This window comes from Aurantimonas aggregata (assembly GCF_010500835.1).
GTDB classification, from domain to species: domain Bacteria; phylum Pseudomonadota; class Alphaproteobacteria; order Rhizobiales; family Rhizobiaceae; genus Aurantimonas; species Aurantimonas aggregata.
Window position 1 is genome coordinate 732869 of record NZ_JAAAMJ010000001.1, and the last position, 13060, is coordinate 745928.

At 66.9% G+C, this 13060-nt stretch carries 14 protein-coding genes; all 14 read right to left on the reverse strand.

What is annotated here, in order from left to right; all coding sequences use genetic code 11:
• Window positions 1–8: 8 nt before the first annotated feature.
• The 14 genes from GTW51_RS03380 to flgC all read right to left on the reverse strand — a co-directional run bounded on the left by GTW51_RS03380 (window position 9) and on the right by flgC (window position 13055).
• The gene (locus GTW51_RS03380) at window positions 9–1190 is read right to left on the reverse strand and encodes a MotB family protein (RefSeq protein ID WP_343033886.1); all 1182 of its coding nucleotides are present in this window, start codon (window positions 1188–1190) and stop codon (window positions 9–11) included.
• Window positions 1187–2050 (reverse strand): hypothetical protein, encoded by an 864-nt coding sequence (locus GTW51_RS03385; protein ID WP_163042439.1) that lies wholly within the window; start codon window positions 2048–2050, stop codon window positions 1187–1189. Before GTW51_RS03385 ends, GTW51_RS03380 begins: the two co-directional genes overlap by 4 nt.
• 3 nt (window positions 2051–2053) lie before the next feature.
• Window positions 2054–3736, reverse strand: coding sequence for a flagellar basal-body MS-ring/collar protein FliF (gene fliF, locus GTW51_RS03390; protein ID WP_163042440.1), 1683 nt, complete (start codon window positions 3734–3736; stop codon window positions 2054–2056).
• A gap of 249 nt (window positions 3737–3985) precedes the next feature.
• Window positions 3986–5278 (reverse strand): flagellin N-terminal helical domain-containing protein, encoded by a 1293-nt coding sequence (locus GTW51_RS03395; protein WP_163042441.1) that lies wholly within the window; start codon window positions 5276–5278, stop codon window positions 3986–3988.
• Between the two features lie 316 nt (window positions 5279–5594).
• A complete protein-coding gene (locus GTW51_RS24300; RefSeq protein ID WP_163042442.1) occupies window positions 5595–6923 on the reverse strand; it encodes a flagellin N-terminal helical domain-containing protein in 1329 nt (442 codons plus the stop codon).
• A gap of 148 nt (window positions 6924–7071) precedes the next feature.
• Window positions 7072–7836: a flagellar type III secretion system pore protein FliP gene (gene fliP, locus GTW51_RS03405; RefSeq protein WP_163042443.1), complete on the reverse strand. Its 765-nt coding sequence runs from the start codon at window positions 7834–7836 to the stop codon at window positions 7072–7074.
• Window positions 7833–8354: a flagellar basal body-associated FliL family protein gene (locus GTW51_RS03410; protein ID WP_163042444.1), complete on the reverse strand. Its 522-nt coding sequence runs from the start codon at window positions 8352–8354 to the stop codon at window positions 7833–7835. Before GTW51_RS03410 ends, fliP begins: the two co-directional genes overlap by 4 nt.
• A 134-nt stretch (window positions 8355–8488) precedes the next feature.
• Window positions 8489–9193, reverse strand: a complete 705-nt coding sequence (flgH, locus tag GTW51_RS03415) for a flagellar basal body L-ring protein FlgH (protein ID WP_163042445.1) — start codon at window positions 9191–9193, stop codon at window positions 8489–8491.
• On the reverse strand, window positions 9190–9789 hold the full coding sequence (locus GTW51_RS03420; RefSeq protein WP_163042446.1) for a MotE family protein: 600 nt from the start codon (window positions 9787–9789) through the stop codon (window positions 9190–9192). Before GTW51_RS03420 ends, flgH begins: the two co-directional genes overlap by 4 nt.
• Window positions 9789–10967, reverse strand: a complete 1179-nt coding sequence (gene flgI, locus GTW51_RS03425; protein ID WP_163042447.1) for a flagellar basal body P-ring protein FlgI — start codon at window positions 10965–10967, stop codon at window positions 9789–9791. The genes GTW51_RS03420 and flgI overlap by 1 nt, the downstream gene beginning before the upstream one ends.
• On the reverse strand, window positions 10964–11458 hold the full coding sequence (gene flgA / locus GTW51_RS03430) for a flagellar basal body P-ring formation chaperone FlgA (RefSeq protein WP_163042448.1): 495 nt from the start codon (window positions 11456–11458) through the stop codon (window positions 10964–10966). Before flgA ends, flgI begins: the two co-directional genes overlap by 4 nt.
• Before the next feature lie 3 nt (window positions 11459–11461).
• A complete protein-coding gene (flgG, locus tag GTW51_RS03435) occupies window positions 11462–12250 on the reverse strand; it encodes a flagellar basal-body rod protein FlgG (RefSeq protein WP_163042449.1) in 789 nt (262 codons plus the stop codon).
• A 71-nt stretch (window positions 12251–12321) separates the two neighbouring features.
• Window positions 12322–12636, reverse strand: coding sequence for a flagellar hook-basal body complex protein FliE (gene fliE / locus GTW51_RS03440; RefSeq protein WP_163042450.1), 315 nt, complete (start codon window positions 12634–12636; stop codon window positions 12322–12324).
• A gap of 2 nt (window positions 12637–12638) precedes the next feature.
• Window positions 12639–13055 (reverse strand): flagellar basal body rod protein FlgC, encoded by a 417-nt coding sequence (gene flgC, locus GTW51_RS03445; protein WP_163042451.1) that lies wholly within the window; start codon window positions 13053–13055, stop codon window positions 12639–12641.
• Window positions 13056–13060: the final 5 nt, after the last annotated feature.

Sequence of the window (13060 nt, forward strand, 5' to 3'; positions counted from 1 at the left end):
GCCGCCGCTCATGCAGAGGGAACCGTCAGCAGGATCTCAATGCGACGATTGATCGCCGCCTCGGGGTTGGCCGGGTCGCGCGGCTCACGGTCGGCGAAGCCCTCGATCGCGCGGACGCGGCTCTCGTCGAGGCCGCCGCGCGCCAACATGTAGTAGGCCATGTGGGCCCGCGCCGTCGAAAGCCGCCAGTTGTCGTATTCGCCACTGGCGAAGGGGCGCGCATCGGTGTGGCCGCGGATGACCACCTCGCCCTCGCGCTTGGCCAGCGCCGCGGCGATCTTCTCCATCATCGCCACTGCCTCCGGGGTCGGGCGGGCGGAGCCGATGGCGAACATGCCGCTCACCGCATCGTCGACGAGCGAGATCGTCACGCCGCCCTCGCCCTCGCTGATCTCGAGATTCGCCGGCAAGGACTGCCCCGCTTTCGCGAGTTCGATCTCGAGGTCGGCCTTGACCGCGTCGGCGACGTCGCCGGGCCCACCCTCGCCGGCTTTTTCCTCGCCGGTCTTTTCCTCGCCCGTCGCAGCCTTGTCATCGGGAACGGGCATGGCCTCCTCGCCGGCCTCGATAGCCGGATCGACGGGGATCACCGCGGTCCGGAATTCCGCCGGCGGCACCTCTTCCAGCATGCCGCCATTGTCCACCGTGTTCCGGGCGATCTGCCAGGAGGCGGGATCGAACGGGTCCCGATAGGCGTCGCCGCCGTTCATGCCGGGCAGGCCCGATCCGTCGGGCACGCCGTTGTCATAGGTGTTGCTGGTCGCGCTGCTCTCGGACGCGATCTCGGCCAGCACGGCATAGGGGTCGCGGAACATCGCCTGCTCGTCGCCGCCCTGCTGCTCCCCGGCCAGCGGCTTGCCATGCGTGTCGCCATTGGTGTCGACCCGGCTGACGCCGCGCTCGTTGTCGTCACGCGATGCGCCGTCGTCCTTGGTCTCGACGCCGCGCGAGGCGGGGGCGGTGTCGGTCAGCTTGATCGGATTGAAATACTGCGCGACCTGCTTGCGCGTCGCCATGTCCGAGGTGTTGGTCAGCCACATCACCAGGAAGAACGCCATCATCGCCGTCATGAAGTCGGCGAAGGCGATCTTCCAGACGCCGCCATGATGGCCCTCGTCCACCGGCGCGCGCCGGCGAACGATGATGATCTCCTGGCGCTCCAGATGTCCGGCGCCCGCCTGTTCGCTCACGCCAGTGCCTCTTCCAGCGCCGTACGCCATCCGGCGAGGCGAGTCTCGATGACCGTCTGGTCGCATTCGATGCGCACATCGACACCGTCCTTGTCCGGCGTGAACGCCACCATCGCGCTGCCGCTGCCGAGTTGTGCCGCCAGGGCATCGAGAAGATCGGCAGGCCCGCTTGCGCGCACCTTCAGGGGAGCGCCGTCGAGCGTCAGGGTGCGCACCGCGCCGGCAAGTTCCATCACCGTCTGCCGGCGGCGCGCGTCGAGCGCGATCGGACGCAGCACGCTCGCCAGCGACGAATGCACGACGGTTTCGATGCGGTCGAGCCGCTCGTCGAAGAGCCCGGCCAGGCGCTCGCCCTCCGACTTCGCCCATTCCGCCCGCGCGGCCTCGAGCGCGGCAGCCTGCTCGGCCGCGGCCTTTTCGCGTTCGGCGCGCAGGGCTTCGGCCAGCGCCGCCTGATGCTCGGCTTCGGCCGCCGCGCGGGCTTCGGCGCGTGCCTCCTCGCGCGCCGCCTCCAGAAGCTCTTCCTGGCTCGGCCCGGCAACGACGGCGGCCGCTTCGTCTGGCCCTTCATCCTGGCCCGCATCGGCATCGGCAGGTTCCGCGCGCGCTGGCGCGGGCACCGCTTTCCGCGCCGTCGTCGCTGCGTCCTCGGGCAGTGCCATTTCGGGCAGCGCAATCAGCGGAAACGGCACGATGTCGGCCGAGGGATCGGGATCGAAGGCGCGGCTCGCCACCAGCATCAGATGCTCGAATTCCGGCTGACGCGGGCGTCGGGGGTGCGGTGCCGGGCTCTTGCGGCCGGCGAAGGGCGTGCCGTCCTGCTCGTCGAATTCGGTGAGATATTGTGCGAGAGGGATCATGACTTAAGCCGCTTCCTTCTCATGGATCCACTGCTTGAGGATCGCCGCCGCCTGCGCTTCGTCGAATTCGATCAGCCGGGCGAGCCGCGCCTGCGGCGAGCGCGCCTGGCTGTTCGACAGATCCTCGAGATAGGCCGGGTCCAACCCGGCAACCCGACCGTTACCCCCGGAAGCTGGCGCGGCGCCGGTGCCGAGATCGACGTCACGGCCATCGAAGCCCGGCAGAGGGAGGTCGAGATCCGACGGATCGGCTTCCACCAGCTGGGTCCCTGTCCCCGCGATGGCGCGGACGGCGGGCCGCAGGCCGAACCAGATCACCAGGACGGCGACCACGAGGATGGTGAGCGCGTTGATCAGCGTGCCAGACTGACGCACGAACATCTCGCCGAGCCCCGGCCCTGGCAAGGGCTCCAGCTCGCTGCCATCGGCCATGAAGTCGACAGCGGTGACCTTGATCTGGTCGCCGCGCGCTTCGGAAAAACCCGACGCGGAGGCGACGAGGGCCTGGATCTCGGTGATGCGCTCGTCCACCTGCGCATCGGTGGCATCCGCGCCGATCGCGTCCTTCAGCCGCTGGCGGTTGACGACTACGGCGATCGACAGGCGCTCGACCGCATAGCCATCGCTAGTGGTCGAGATGGTCTTCTCGTTGATCTCGTAATTGGTCAGTTCCTCGCGCCGCTCGTTCTCGTCGCGCGAGGTCTCGCCGCCCCCGCCACCGGCCGGCGCCTCGTCCACGGCGCGGATATCCTGCTCGATCCCGACGGGCGTCTCGCCCTGGGTATTCTGGCTGGAGCCGCTTTCGCGCACGGTGCGGGTCGAGCGCTCGACGCGCACGTCCGGGTCGAACAGCCGTTCGCTGACCTGCCGCCGGTCGGTGTTCAGCCGCGTGATGACGCTGGTCTGGAAATTGCCGATGCCGAGATAGGGCGCGAGCGTGCGGCGAATGGATTCCTCGACGCTATTGGAGACGATCTTCTCGATGCCGAACAATTTGGTCGGCGCCGCGGAGACCGAATCATCGGCGGTCGCCAGCAGGGTGCCGTCGGAATTGAGGACCGTGACCTCGTTCGGGTTCATGCCCGGGATCGCCGAGGCGACGAGCGAGCGCACCGCCTGCGCCGAGCCGAAGTCCTCCGGGCTCTCGGTGCGGATCACAACACTAGCCGACGGCTTGCGCTGTTCGCGGCGGAACGAGCCCTCGTCCGGCAGCACGATGTGGACGCGCGCGGCGCGGACGTTCTTCAGCGTCTGAATGGTGCGGGCGATCTCGCCTTCCAGCGCCCGGACGCGGGTGATCTCCTGCATGAACGAGGTGAGGCCGATCGAGCCGAGATTGTCGAAGAGCTCGTAGCCGGCGTTCTCGGAGCGCGGCAGCCCCTTCTCGGCCAGCAGCATGCGGGCCGGCGCCGTCTGCGAGAACGGCGTCAGGATGGCATCGCCGGTCATGTTGACGTCGAAGGGGATCGCCGCTTCCGTCAGCGCCGCACCGATGCGCGTGACGTCGGTCCGGTCGAGACCCGAATAGAGCGTCTCCATGTCGGGGCGCGAGAGAAAATAGCTGCCAAGCCCGACCAGCGCGACCACGAGCACGCCGATCAGTCCGAGGGCGCCGAGTTTCTTCGGGCCTAGCGCGCCGAGATTGGCCAGCAGCTGCTGGCTCTGTCCACCGATGGCAAGCGCCATGTTCGTCCCCTACCCGTTCCGATGCAACGCAACATCTCGCCGGGAACATGCCGTCCGAAGCTTGCGCGAAGCCCCGGTTAACAAAGGGTTAACGGTAAAAGCGAGCATCGGGGACGGGCGATGCTTCAGCGACGGCCGATACGTCGCAAACATACTTGCGCGACAGCGTGGTCATTCGACCCTTACCCGAAACGCAATCGAGCCCGGCCATGATGGCCGGGCCCGATCTCATGCTGGTTGCCGGGTCGCTTAGCGGAAGAGCGACAGCAGCGACTGGCTGGACGTGTTCGCGATCGACAGCGCCTGGACACCCAGCTGCTGCTGGGTCTGCAGCGCCTTGAGGCGGGTCGACTCCTCGGTCATGTCGGCATCGACGAGCGTGCCGACGCCCTTGTCGATCGTGTCCATGAGCTTGGAGACGAAGTTGGTCTGCATCTCGATACGGGTCTGCACCGCACCGAGATCGGAGCCGGCCGTGGTGACCTGAGAGAGCGCCTCGTCGACGACCTTGATGTAGGCCTGGACCTCGTCGGAGGTCACGGTTCCGGCCGAGATGTCGATATCCAGGACGGAGGTCGAGAAGGTGCCGGCGCCTGCCACGACCGGCTGGTCGGCACCGCTCGCGCCGAGACCGAGCGACGTCACGTCGATCGCGCCGGCGCTGCCGTCGGCATCAACCGTCGTGGCTGCGGGTCCGACGGTGAAAGCTTCGAGGGACGTGAACGAGACGGCGCCAGCGCCGTCGATCTGCACATCGACGCCAGCGATACCGGCGTCGTTAAGCGCCTGGCGATAGACCGCCTTCAGGTCGGCGTCCGACTTGATCTCGGTGCCGGTCAGGCCGGCATCGGTCAGCGTCTGCTCGTTGATCTCGACGGTGCGAGCGGCGGCGCCGTTCTGCGAGATGCTGAACGAGATCGTCTCGCCAGCGATATCGATGGCGCCCGCTTCGACGGTCGACGTGCCGGTCGCCGCAGCGAACTGGTCGATGTCGATCGCCTTGTCGAGGATGCCGGTGTCGCCAGAAATCAGGCGGAGGCTTTCGATATCGACCTTGATCGTGCCGATGCCGATCTTGCCGTCGGCGTCACGCGACAGCGACGAGACGATGGACTTCTCCGTCGTGCCCTCGGTGTTGCTGAGCCAATTCTGGCCAGAGAAGGACGACGACTCGGCAATCGTCTTCAGCTGGTCCTGGAGGGCGGTGATTTCCGACTGGACCTTGCTGCGGTCGACGCCTTCGCCGGTCGCCGTCGTCAGCTTTGCCTTGATCTCGTTGAGGACGTCCTTGGCGGCGTTGATGCCGGTATAGGCCGCGTCGACTGTCGCCGCGCCGATGCCGAGAGAGTCCGACACCGCCGACATGGCGTTGTTGTCCGAACGCATCGTGGTCGCGATCGACCAGTAAGCGGCGTTGTCCTTCGCATCGGAGACGCGGTAGCCGGTCGAGATGCGGGCCTGGGTCTGGTCGAGCGAGGAGTTGATCGACTGGAGGCTCTGGAGAGCCGTCATCGCCGAGGTATTGGTGTTGATGGAGGTCATTAGTTGAGTCCCGTGACGCAAGTACAATTGGGACAGTCCGGATCGACCGGGATAACGAGTCGGCGTCATGCCTGTGACCGCAGTTCCTGCCGGCCACTTCGCTATGGCCGGACCTTGCGTGGGGCTCCCCTTCCAGTTCCTTAAGATCGGCGGCCGGGTGCCCCCGCGCCGGCTGTTCCGATCATCGTGGTAAATGCGGCCCTAGCGGCCATGGTTAATCGATGGTTGATGCCGGAAGTGCTGCGACTGGCGCGACGCGAAGAAGCCGCCCCCGGGGGAGCGGCTTCTCGGGTTGTGCTGGATCTGCCTGCCGGTTTTAGTTCTGGAAGAGCTGCAGGATCGCCTGGCTGGACGTGTTGGCGATCGAGAGCGCCTGGACGCCCAGCTGCTGCTGCGTCTGCAGTGCCTTGAGGCGGGTCGACTCCTCGGTCATGTCGGCATCGACCAGCGTGCCGACGCCCTTGTCGATCGTATCCATGAGCTTGGAGACGAACTGGGTCTGCATGTCGATGCGGTTCTGGGCGGCGCCGAGATTCGAACCTGCCGTGGTGACCTGCGACAGCGCCTCGTCGACGACCTTGATGTAGGCCTGGACCTCCTCCGACGTGAGCCCGGTGGCCGAGATGTCGATATCGAGGATGGTGGTAGAGAAGGCTCCCGAGGCAATGGCATCCACCGGAAGGTTGGTGCCGCTGACGCCGAGGCCGAGACCGGCAACACCGACGGTGCCAGCGCCGCCGCCAGCGGCCGTAGACGTTGCCGGTCCGACGGTGAAGGCTTCGAGCGACGTGAACGACACGTCACCGACAGCGACCGCCGGCGGGCCTGCGACAGCCGTCGTTGCAATCGAGACGTCGATACCGTCGATACCCGCGTCGCTCAAGGCCTGGCGGTAGACCGCCTTCAGGTCCGAATCCGACTTGATCTCGGTCGTCGTCAGTCCGGCGTCGATGAGGGTCTGGGCAGTGATCTCGACCGTGCGGGCCGCGGCGCCGTTCTGCGAGATGCTGAACGAGACCGTGTCGGTGCCGATGTCGATGGCGCCGCCCGTGTCGACGGTCGAGGTGCCCGTCGCCGCCGCGTACTGGTCGATGTCGATCGACTTGTCGAGAATACCGGCACCCCCGGAAATCAGGCGAATGCTTTCGATGTCGACCTTGATCGTACCGATGCTGATCTTGCCCTCGGCATCCCGCGACAGCGACGAGACGATGGACTTTTCCGTCCCTGCCTCCGTGTTGCTCAGCCAGTTCTGGCCGGAGAAGGACGAGGATGCGGCGATCGTGCGGAGCTGTTCCTGAAGCTGCGAGATCTCGTCCTGGACCTTGCTCCGGTCGACGCCTTCGCCGGTCGCCGTCGTCAGCTTGGCCTTGATCTCGTCGAGCACGTCCTTGGCGGAGTTGATGCCGGTATAGGCTGCATCCACCGTCGCCGCGCCGATGCCGAGCGAATCGGACACGGCCGACATCGCCTTGTTGTCCGAGCGCATGCCGGTGGCGATCGACCAGTAGGCAGCGTTGTCCTTCGCCTCGGAGACGCGGAAGCCGGTCGAGATGCGGTTTTGCGTCTCGTCCATCATCTGGTTGGTCGACTGCAGCGTCTGCAGCGCGGTCATCGCAGCGACGTTGGTATTGATACTCGTCATAGTCCTACCCTTGCTGGCGAGCGTCGCCCATCATGGGCCGTGCCGGATTTCCCGCATCGATGCTTCATGCCCTCTGCGTTTCCATTAACCTAAAATCTTAAGGTTAACCGAAGGTAAAACCTGCTGCGCCGAAGTCGCGAAAGCAGCGTCAGAAGAACGACCGCACCAACGAGCCGACAAGCAGGTTCCAGCCGTCGATCAGCACGAAGAACAGGATCTTGAACGGCAGCGAGATGATGGTGGGTGGCAGCATCATCATGCCCATCGACATGGTCAGCGTCGCGACGATCATGTCGATGACGAGGAACGGCAGGACGATCAGGAAGCCGATCTCGAAGCCGCGCCGCAGTTCCGAGATCATGAAGGCCGGCACCAGCACCCTCAGGTCGACGTCGCCATCCTCGGCGCCCTGCGGCTCCGGCTCGACGCGGTCGCGGCTGTTGGTGGCCGCAAGATCGCCGAAGAGGGCGAGATCGGCCGGTCGGACCTGGCTCAGCATGAAGTCCTTGAACGGGTCGGAGATGCGGTAGAACGCCTCCTCTTCGTCGATCTCCTCGTTCAGCAGCGGCTGCAGGCCGTCCTGCCAGGCACGGTCGAAGGTCGGCGCCATGACGAAGAAGGTCATGAACAGCGACAGCGAGATCAGGATCAGGTTGGCCGGCGTCGTCTGCAGCCCGAGGCCGGTGCGCAGGATCGACAGGGCGATGACGATGCGGGTGAAGGACGTGACCATGACCAGGAGGCCGGGCGCGATCGACAGCACCGTGACGAGACCGAAGAGCTGGATGATCCGGCCCGAGGCCGCCGAGCCGCCGTCCGGGATGAGGCCGGCGAGACCTGACGTGTCGGCGAGCTGGGCCGCCGCCGGAAACGACGCGAGCAGCGCGCAGAGGAAGACGAAGAGCCGCTTCATTCCGCGACCATCGCCTGGATGAGATAGTCAACGACGGCCGGCGAGCGGAGCTTCGCCCTTTCGCGCAGATCGTCGCGCAGATGCAGGAGACCGCGGGTGCCTTCCACCTGCGCCAGCTGCAGCGAGCGCAGGAAGGCCAGCGTATCGGCCTCGATCTCGGCGGCGAGGATTTCGGCGTCGATGCTGCCGTCATCCTCGACGACGATCGAGGCCTCGATCCGCAGCCAGGCATTCGCCGGGGCGTAGATGTTCGTGACGACGGGCTTCAAGGTGATCAGCCGCAGCGGCAGGGCACTGCCCTCGGCGGCGGCGATATCGGACCGGGGCGAGAGCGCGGGATCGGGTGTTGGTGCCACCGGCTCGGACGGCGCCGGGACGGCGTTGCCGCCGGTGAGCCAGCCAACGGCGGTGCCGCCGGCCCCTGCCACCAGGGTCAGGATCGCCACGGCGATCACCGTCTGGATCATCGAGCGCTTCTTCGCGCCAGCCTCTTCGCCCCATGTGCCCGCATCGGCCATTTCGACGAACCCTCTTCGCTCGGCAAATCGGTGGCGATGCCTTCATGGAACCATCCTGCCGATCACTGAGCGATAGCCGTTCTGGCTGGCCCGAGACTTGCCGCACGAGCATACGCCACAGGGCTTTCCGGCGTTCAGAACGGCGCGATGACGTCGTAGACCTGCTGGCCCCAGGCCGGCTGCTGGACTTCCGTCATGCGACCGCGGCCGCCATAGGAAATGCGGGCCTCGGCGATCTTGTCGTAGTCGATCGTGTTGTTCTGGAGAATGTCCCGGGGCCGGATGATGCCGGCCATCGCCAGCACCCTCACCTCGAAATTCACCCGCACTTCCTGCTGGCCGCTGACGACGAGATTGCCGTTCGGCAGTTTCTGGGTGACGACGGCAGCGACCGAGAGATCGATGTCCTCCGAGCGCTTGATCTTGCCCTTGCCGGCCATGTTCGAGCTGCCGTCCGCGTCGAGATCGACGCCGACGGTCGGCAGCGTGTAGTCGCCGAGCTGGCCGGCGAGATCGAGCCCGCTGCCGATGCCCGAGCGGCGGGAGCGCTCGGAATTATTGTCGAGCGAGGCCTGGTCGCGAATGCGGATCTTCACCGTGACGATGTCGCCGACGTCGAGCGCCCGCGGATCCTGGTAGAACTGCGCCTGCTTGTCGCTCCAGAGGGAGTGCGGCGTCTGCGGTCCGGAAGCCGGAAACGCCGTCGGAGCGCCGGCGAGCGCGGGATATTCGTAAAGGCCGGTCCCGACTGGGGACATGGCCGGCTCGCGCAGGAAGTCCTCCCGGCTGGTGGAGCAGCCGGCGAGCGCTGCGAGCGCGATGAGGGCGAGAATTCTCATGACCGGCTCTCCGCCACCTGCTCGATGTCCGCGGCGGTGCCGGCCGACGTCTTGTCGACGATGCGCTTGGCGATTTCCGCCGCGACGGTCGGCGACATCTCGCTGAGTATGTCGCTGGCCTGCCGCGACTTCAGGCGGACCAGCACCGAGGCGGCGGAATCGCGATCGAGATTGGCGAGCTGCGGCGCTGCCGCGTCCGGCTTCATCTGGCTGTAGATGTCGACGACGATCTGCGAGGCGCTGTCGAGGAAGCGCTGGCGCTCCGCCAGCCAGGTCTCGTAGTCGGCGCGCTTGACCTCGAGTTCATCGATCTGCTGGCTGATCGCGACCTCCAGGTCCTTCATCCGGCTCTCCTGCAGGGAGTAGCGCGCGTCCTGGGCCTTGTCGGCGATGTTGAGGCAGTACTGCTCCACCTCGGTGGCCGGCGCCGGCGGGACGAGATCGCCGGCCGGGTCGATGATCCTGATCTGCTGCGGCGGCAGTGCGGGCGAAGCCGCGACTGCGTCGGCATCCTGTGCGGCTGCGGGCCATGCCAGCGCCAGGGCCAGGGCACACCAGCCGAACCCCGCGGTGGTTTTCAGGGCGTTCTTGGTCATCACTGCACCACGAGTTCGGCCTGGAGCGCACCAGCCGTCTTGATTGCCTGGAGGATCGCGATGATCCCCGTCGGCTTGAGCCCGATGCGGTTCAGGCCGCGCACCACGGTTTCGAGATCGGCGCCGCCGACATAGGCGAAATTGCCGCCGTCCTGGGACGCGTCGACGATGGTTTCGGACGTCACGACGGTCTGGCCATCGCTGAAGGGGGCGGGCTGCGACACCGAGGGAAGTTCGCTGATCCGGACCGTCAGATTGCCGTGCGTCAGCGCGACCGTGGATATCTGCACGTCCTGCCCGATCACCACCGTGCCGGTGCTCTCGTCGATCACCACCCGCGCCACCTGATCCGGCGCGATCCGCAGATCGCCGATCTCGGCCATGAAGCGCGTGCTCGACACGTCGGTCGGACGCTTGAGATGGATGGTGCGGAAGTCCTCCTCCTGCGCCACCGGTCGGCCCCAGCGCTTGCGGGCATAGTCGTTGACGATGTCGACGACGCGGATCGAGGTCTTGAAATCCGGGTTGACGAGTTCGATCGCCAGCTTGCCGTCATCGTTGAAGTGGCCGGGCACCTCGCGCTCGATCAGCGCCCCGTTCGGCACCCGCCCGGTGGTCGGCACGCCCTGGGTCAGCCGTTCGCTGTCGCCTTCGGAGGAAAAGCCGCTGACGGCGAGCGGCCCCTGGCCTACCGCGTAGATCTCCCCGTCGGCGCCATAGAGCGGCGTCATCACCAGCGTGCCGCCGAGCAGCGAGCTGGCATCGCCGAGCGAGGAGACGGTGACGTCGATGCGCGAGCCGGTGCCGATGAAGGCCGGCAGTTCGGCGGTGACGGTGACGGCGGCGATGTTCTTGTTGCGGGCCGACTGCGACCGGATGTTGACCCCCATCCGGTCGAGCATCGACTGCATCGACTGTTCGGTGAAGGGGGAATTGCGCATGGAATCACCCGTCCCCTGCAGGCCGACCACGAGGCCGTAGCCGACGAGCTGGTTGGCGCGCACGCCGCGGATCGTGACGATGTCCTTGATGCGCACCGACCCCGCCGCGCCGCCGGGGTCGCCCCGCACCGGTGCGACGTGCTCGCGCACCGGCGTGCCGTAGCCGGTGTAGTCGGCCGGAACGGCGGCGACCGCGGTCGCCATCAGCATCGCGAGCGCCAGGAGGGACCGGATCATCCGCGAATCCTGATGCTGCCGTCGGGCGCGACGACGCCGGAGACGATGACGCCGCTATCGGCATTGCGGGCGCGAACGACCTGGCCGACCGGCGCCGACTGCAGGGCGGTGCCGAGGCCGGTGATCACCAGCCCGTCGGCTTCGTAGACCAGCGTGACAGCCGCGCCGGCACTGACCAGGTCGGCAAGCTTCAGGTCCGACAGGAGGATCGGCCGGCCCGGCAGAAGGGTCCGCCGCGCGACCCGCCCCTCGAGCATCGCCTCGTCGGCGACGTAGAGCGCGAGCTTCTCGTCCTTGACGATGTAGGCCTTGCGGTCGAGGCCGCGCTCGAAGACGTTCTGGCCCGGATAGACCACCGCCGTCGGCACCGGCATGTCGAGCTCCGCCGAGAACGCCCGCACGGGCACCGACAGCAGGAAGACCGCGGCGAGCGCGACGACGCAGGCATAGAGGACGACGAGGATCGGGGCGGGACCGCGGGTGTTGTCCATGGCTCAGCGCAGGCCCTTCGACACGATGCTCGCCATCTCGTCGGCCGCGGAAATGACCTTGGAGTTCATTTCGTAGGCCCGCTGCGCCGAGATCAGCTCGGAAATTTCCTTCACCGGGTCGACGTTGGAGTCTTCCAGGTAGCCCTGCTGCACGACGCCATAGCCGGGGTCGCCCGGAACCCCGACGATGGGGGCACCGGAGGCGACCGTCTCCTTGAAGAGGTTGCCGCCCTGCGCGGCGAGGCCCGCATCGTTGGCGAAACTGGCGAGCGTCAGCTGGCCGATTTCCTCCAGATCCGCCGCGCCGTCGACCCGGGCAAAGACCTGACCGCTCTCGTTGATGATCACCTCGGTGGTGTTCTGCGGCACGTTGATCGCCGGCTCGACCTCGAAGCCGTCGAGCGTCACCAGCTGGCCCTCGCCATTGGTGTTGAAGGCGCCGTCGCGGGTGTACATCACCTCGGCATTCGGCCCCTGCACCTGGAACCAGCCCTGGCCGTTGAGCGCGAGATCGAGCCGGTTGCCGGTCTGGTTCAGCGTGCCCTGCAGATGAATATTGCGGATCGCCGACAGCCGCGTGCCGAGGCCGAGCTGCGCGCCTTCCGGCACCACGCCCTCGCCGCCTCTCGCCGGCACGCCCTGGGCCCGCTCGATCTGGTAGAGCAGGTCGGTGAACTCCGCCCGGGCCCGTTTGTAGCCGGTGGTGTTGATGTTCGCGATGTTGTTGGCAATGACCTCGACATTGGTCTGTTGCGCATTCATGCCGGTCGCGGCAATGGCCAGGGCTCGCACGGGTCGTCTCCTTCGGTGGGTGGCGGTTTGCCCATGCGGGCAGGCTCGGTCAGGGCGTCAGGCAGGCAGGCTCAGATCGACATGCGCGACAGTTCGAGATAGGCGCTGACGGCCTTGTCGCGCAGCGCGACGGCGGTCTGCAGCGTGCGCTCGGCGGCCATCACCGACTCGACCACGGCCTGTGTCGACGCGTCGCCGCGGATGCCCTGGATGGACGTCGCCTCGGCCGACTTCACGGCGTCCATGGCGTTGGTGGCGACCTGCGACAGCACGGTGCCGAAATCGGCGCCCGCGACCGTGGTCGCGGCGCCGACGCCGGCGGTGGACGCCCCCTGCAGCGGGCTGGTCTGGATGCGGGGAAAGGCCGAGCCGATTGCCGAGATCATGGTCAGTTCCTCAGGAGATCGATGGTCATGTTGATGATTTCGCGGGCCTGCTTGACGACCTGCACGTTCGCCTCGTAGGCGCGGTTCGCGTCGCGCATGTCGGCCATTTCCACCAGCATCCGCACGTTCGGCATCTTCACGTAGCCGTTCTCGTCGGCGGCGGGATTGCCGGGGTCGTGCTCGACGACGAAGGGCGCCTCGTCGCGCCCGACATTGCGGACGCTGACCATCTCGGCGCCGGTCAGGCGGTCGAGTTCGCTGGCGAAGCTGACCGTCTTGCGCTGGTAGGGGTCGCTGCCCGGCGTCTTGCCGGTGGTCTGGGTGTTGGCGATGTTCTCAGAGACGATGCGCATGCGGGTGGACTGCGCCTGCAACCCGCTGGCGGCGATCCGGAGGGAGGAAAGAAGCGGATCGGACATCGAAA

Coding starts and splice junctions, on each gene's coding strand:
- GTW51_RS03385 (WP_163042439.1), bottom strand. CDS start 2,050: ATGATCCCTCTCGCACAATATCTCACCGAATTCGACGAGCAGGACGGC.
- fliF (WP_163042440.1), bottom strand. CDS start 3,736: ATGGCGCTTGCCATCGGTGGACAGAGCCAGCAGCTGCTGGCCAATCTC.
- GTW51_RS03395 (WP_163042441.1), bottom strand. CDS start 5,278: ATGACCTCCATCAACACCAATACCTCGGCGATGACGGCTCTCCAGAGC.
- GTW51_RS24300 (WP_163042442.1), bottom strand. CDS start 6,923: ATGACGAGTATCAATACCAACGTCGCTGCGATGACCGCGCTGCAGACG.
- fliP (WP_163042443.1), bottom strand. CDS start 7,836: ATGAAGCGGCTCTTCGTCTTCCTCTGCGCGCTGCTCGCGTCGTTTCCG.
- GTW51_RS03410 (WP_163042444.1), bottom strand. CDS start 8,354: ATGGCCGATGCGGGCACATGGGGCGAAGAGGCTGGCGCGAAGAAGCGC.
- flgH (WP_163042445.1), bottom strand. CDS start 9,193: ATGAGAATTCTCGCCCTCATCGCGCTCGCAGCGCTCGCCGGCTGCTCC.
- GTW51_RS03420 (WP_163042446.1), bottom strand. CDS start 9,789: ATGACCAAGAACGCCCTGAAAACCACCGCGGGGTTCGGCTGGTGTGCC.
- flgI (WP_163042447.1), bottom strand. CDS start 10,967: ATGATCCGGTCCCTCCTGGCGCTCGCGATGCTGATGGCGACCGCGGTC.
- flgA (WP_163042448.1), bottom strand. CDS start 11,458: ATGGACAACACCCGCGGTCCCGCCCCGATCCTCGTCGTCCTCTATGCC.
- fliE (WP_163042450.1), bottom strand. CDS start 12,636: ATGATCTCGGCAATCGGCTCGGCCTTTCCCCGCATCCAGACCAGCCCG.
- flgC (WP_163042451.1), bottom strand. CDS start 13,055: ATGTCCGATCCGCTTCTTTCCTCCCTCCGGATCGCCGCCAGCGGGTTG.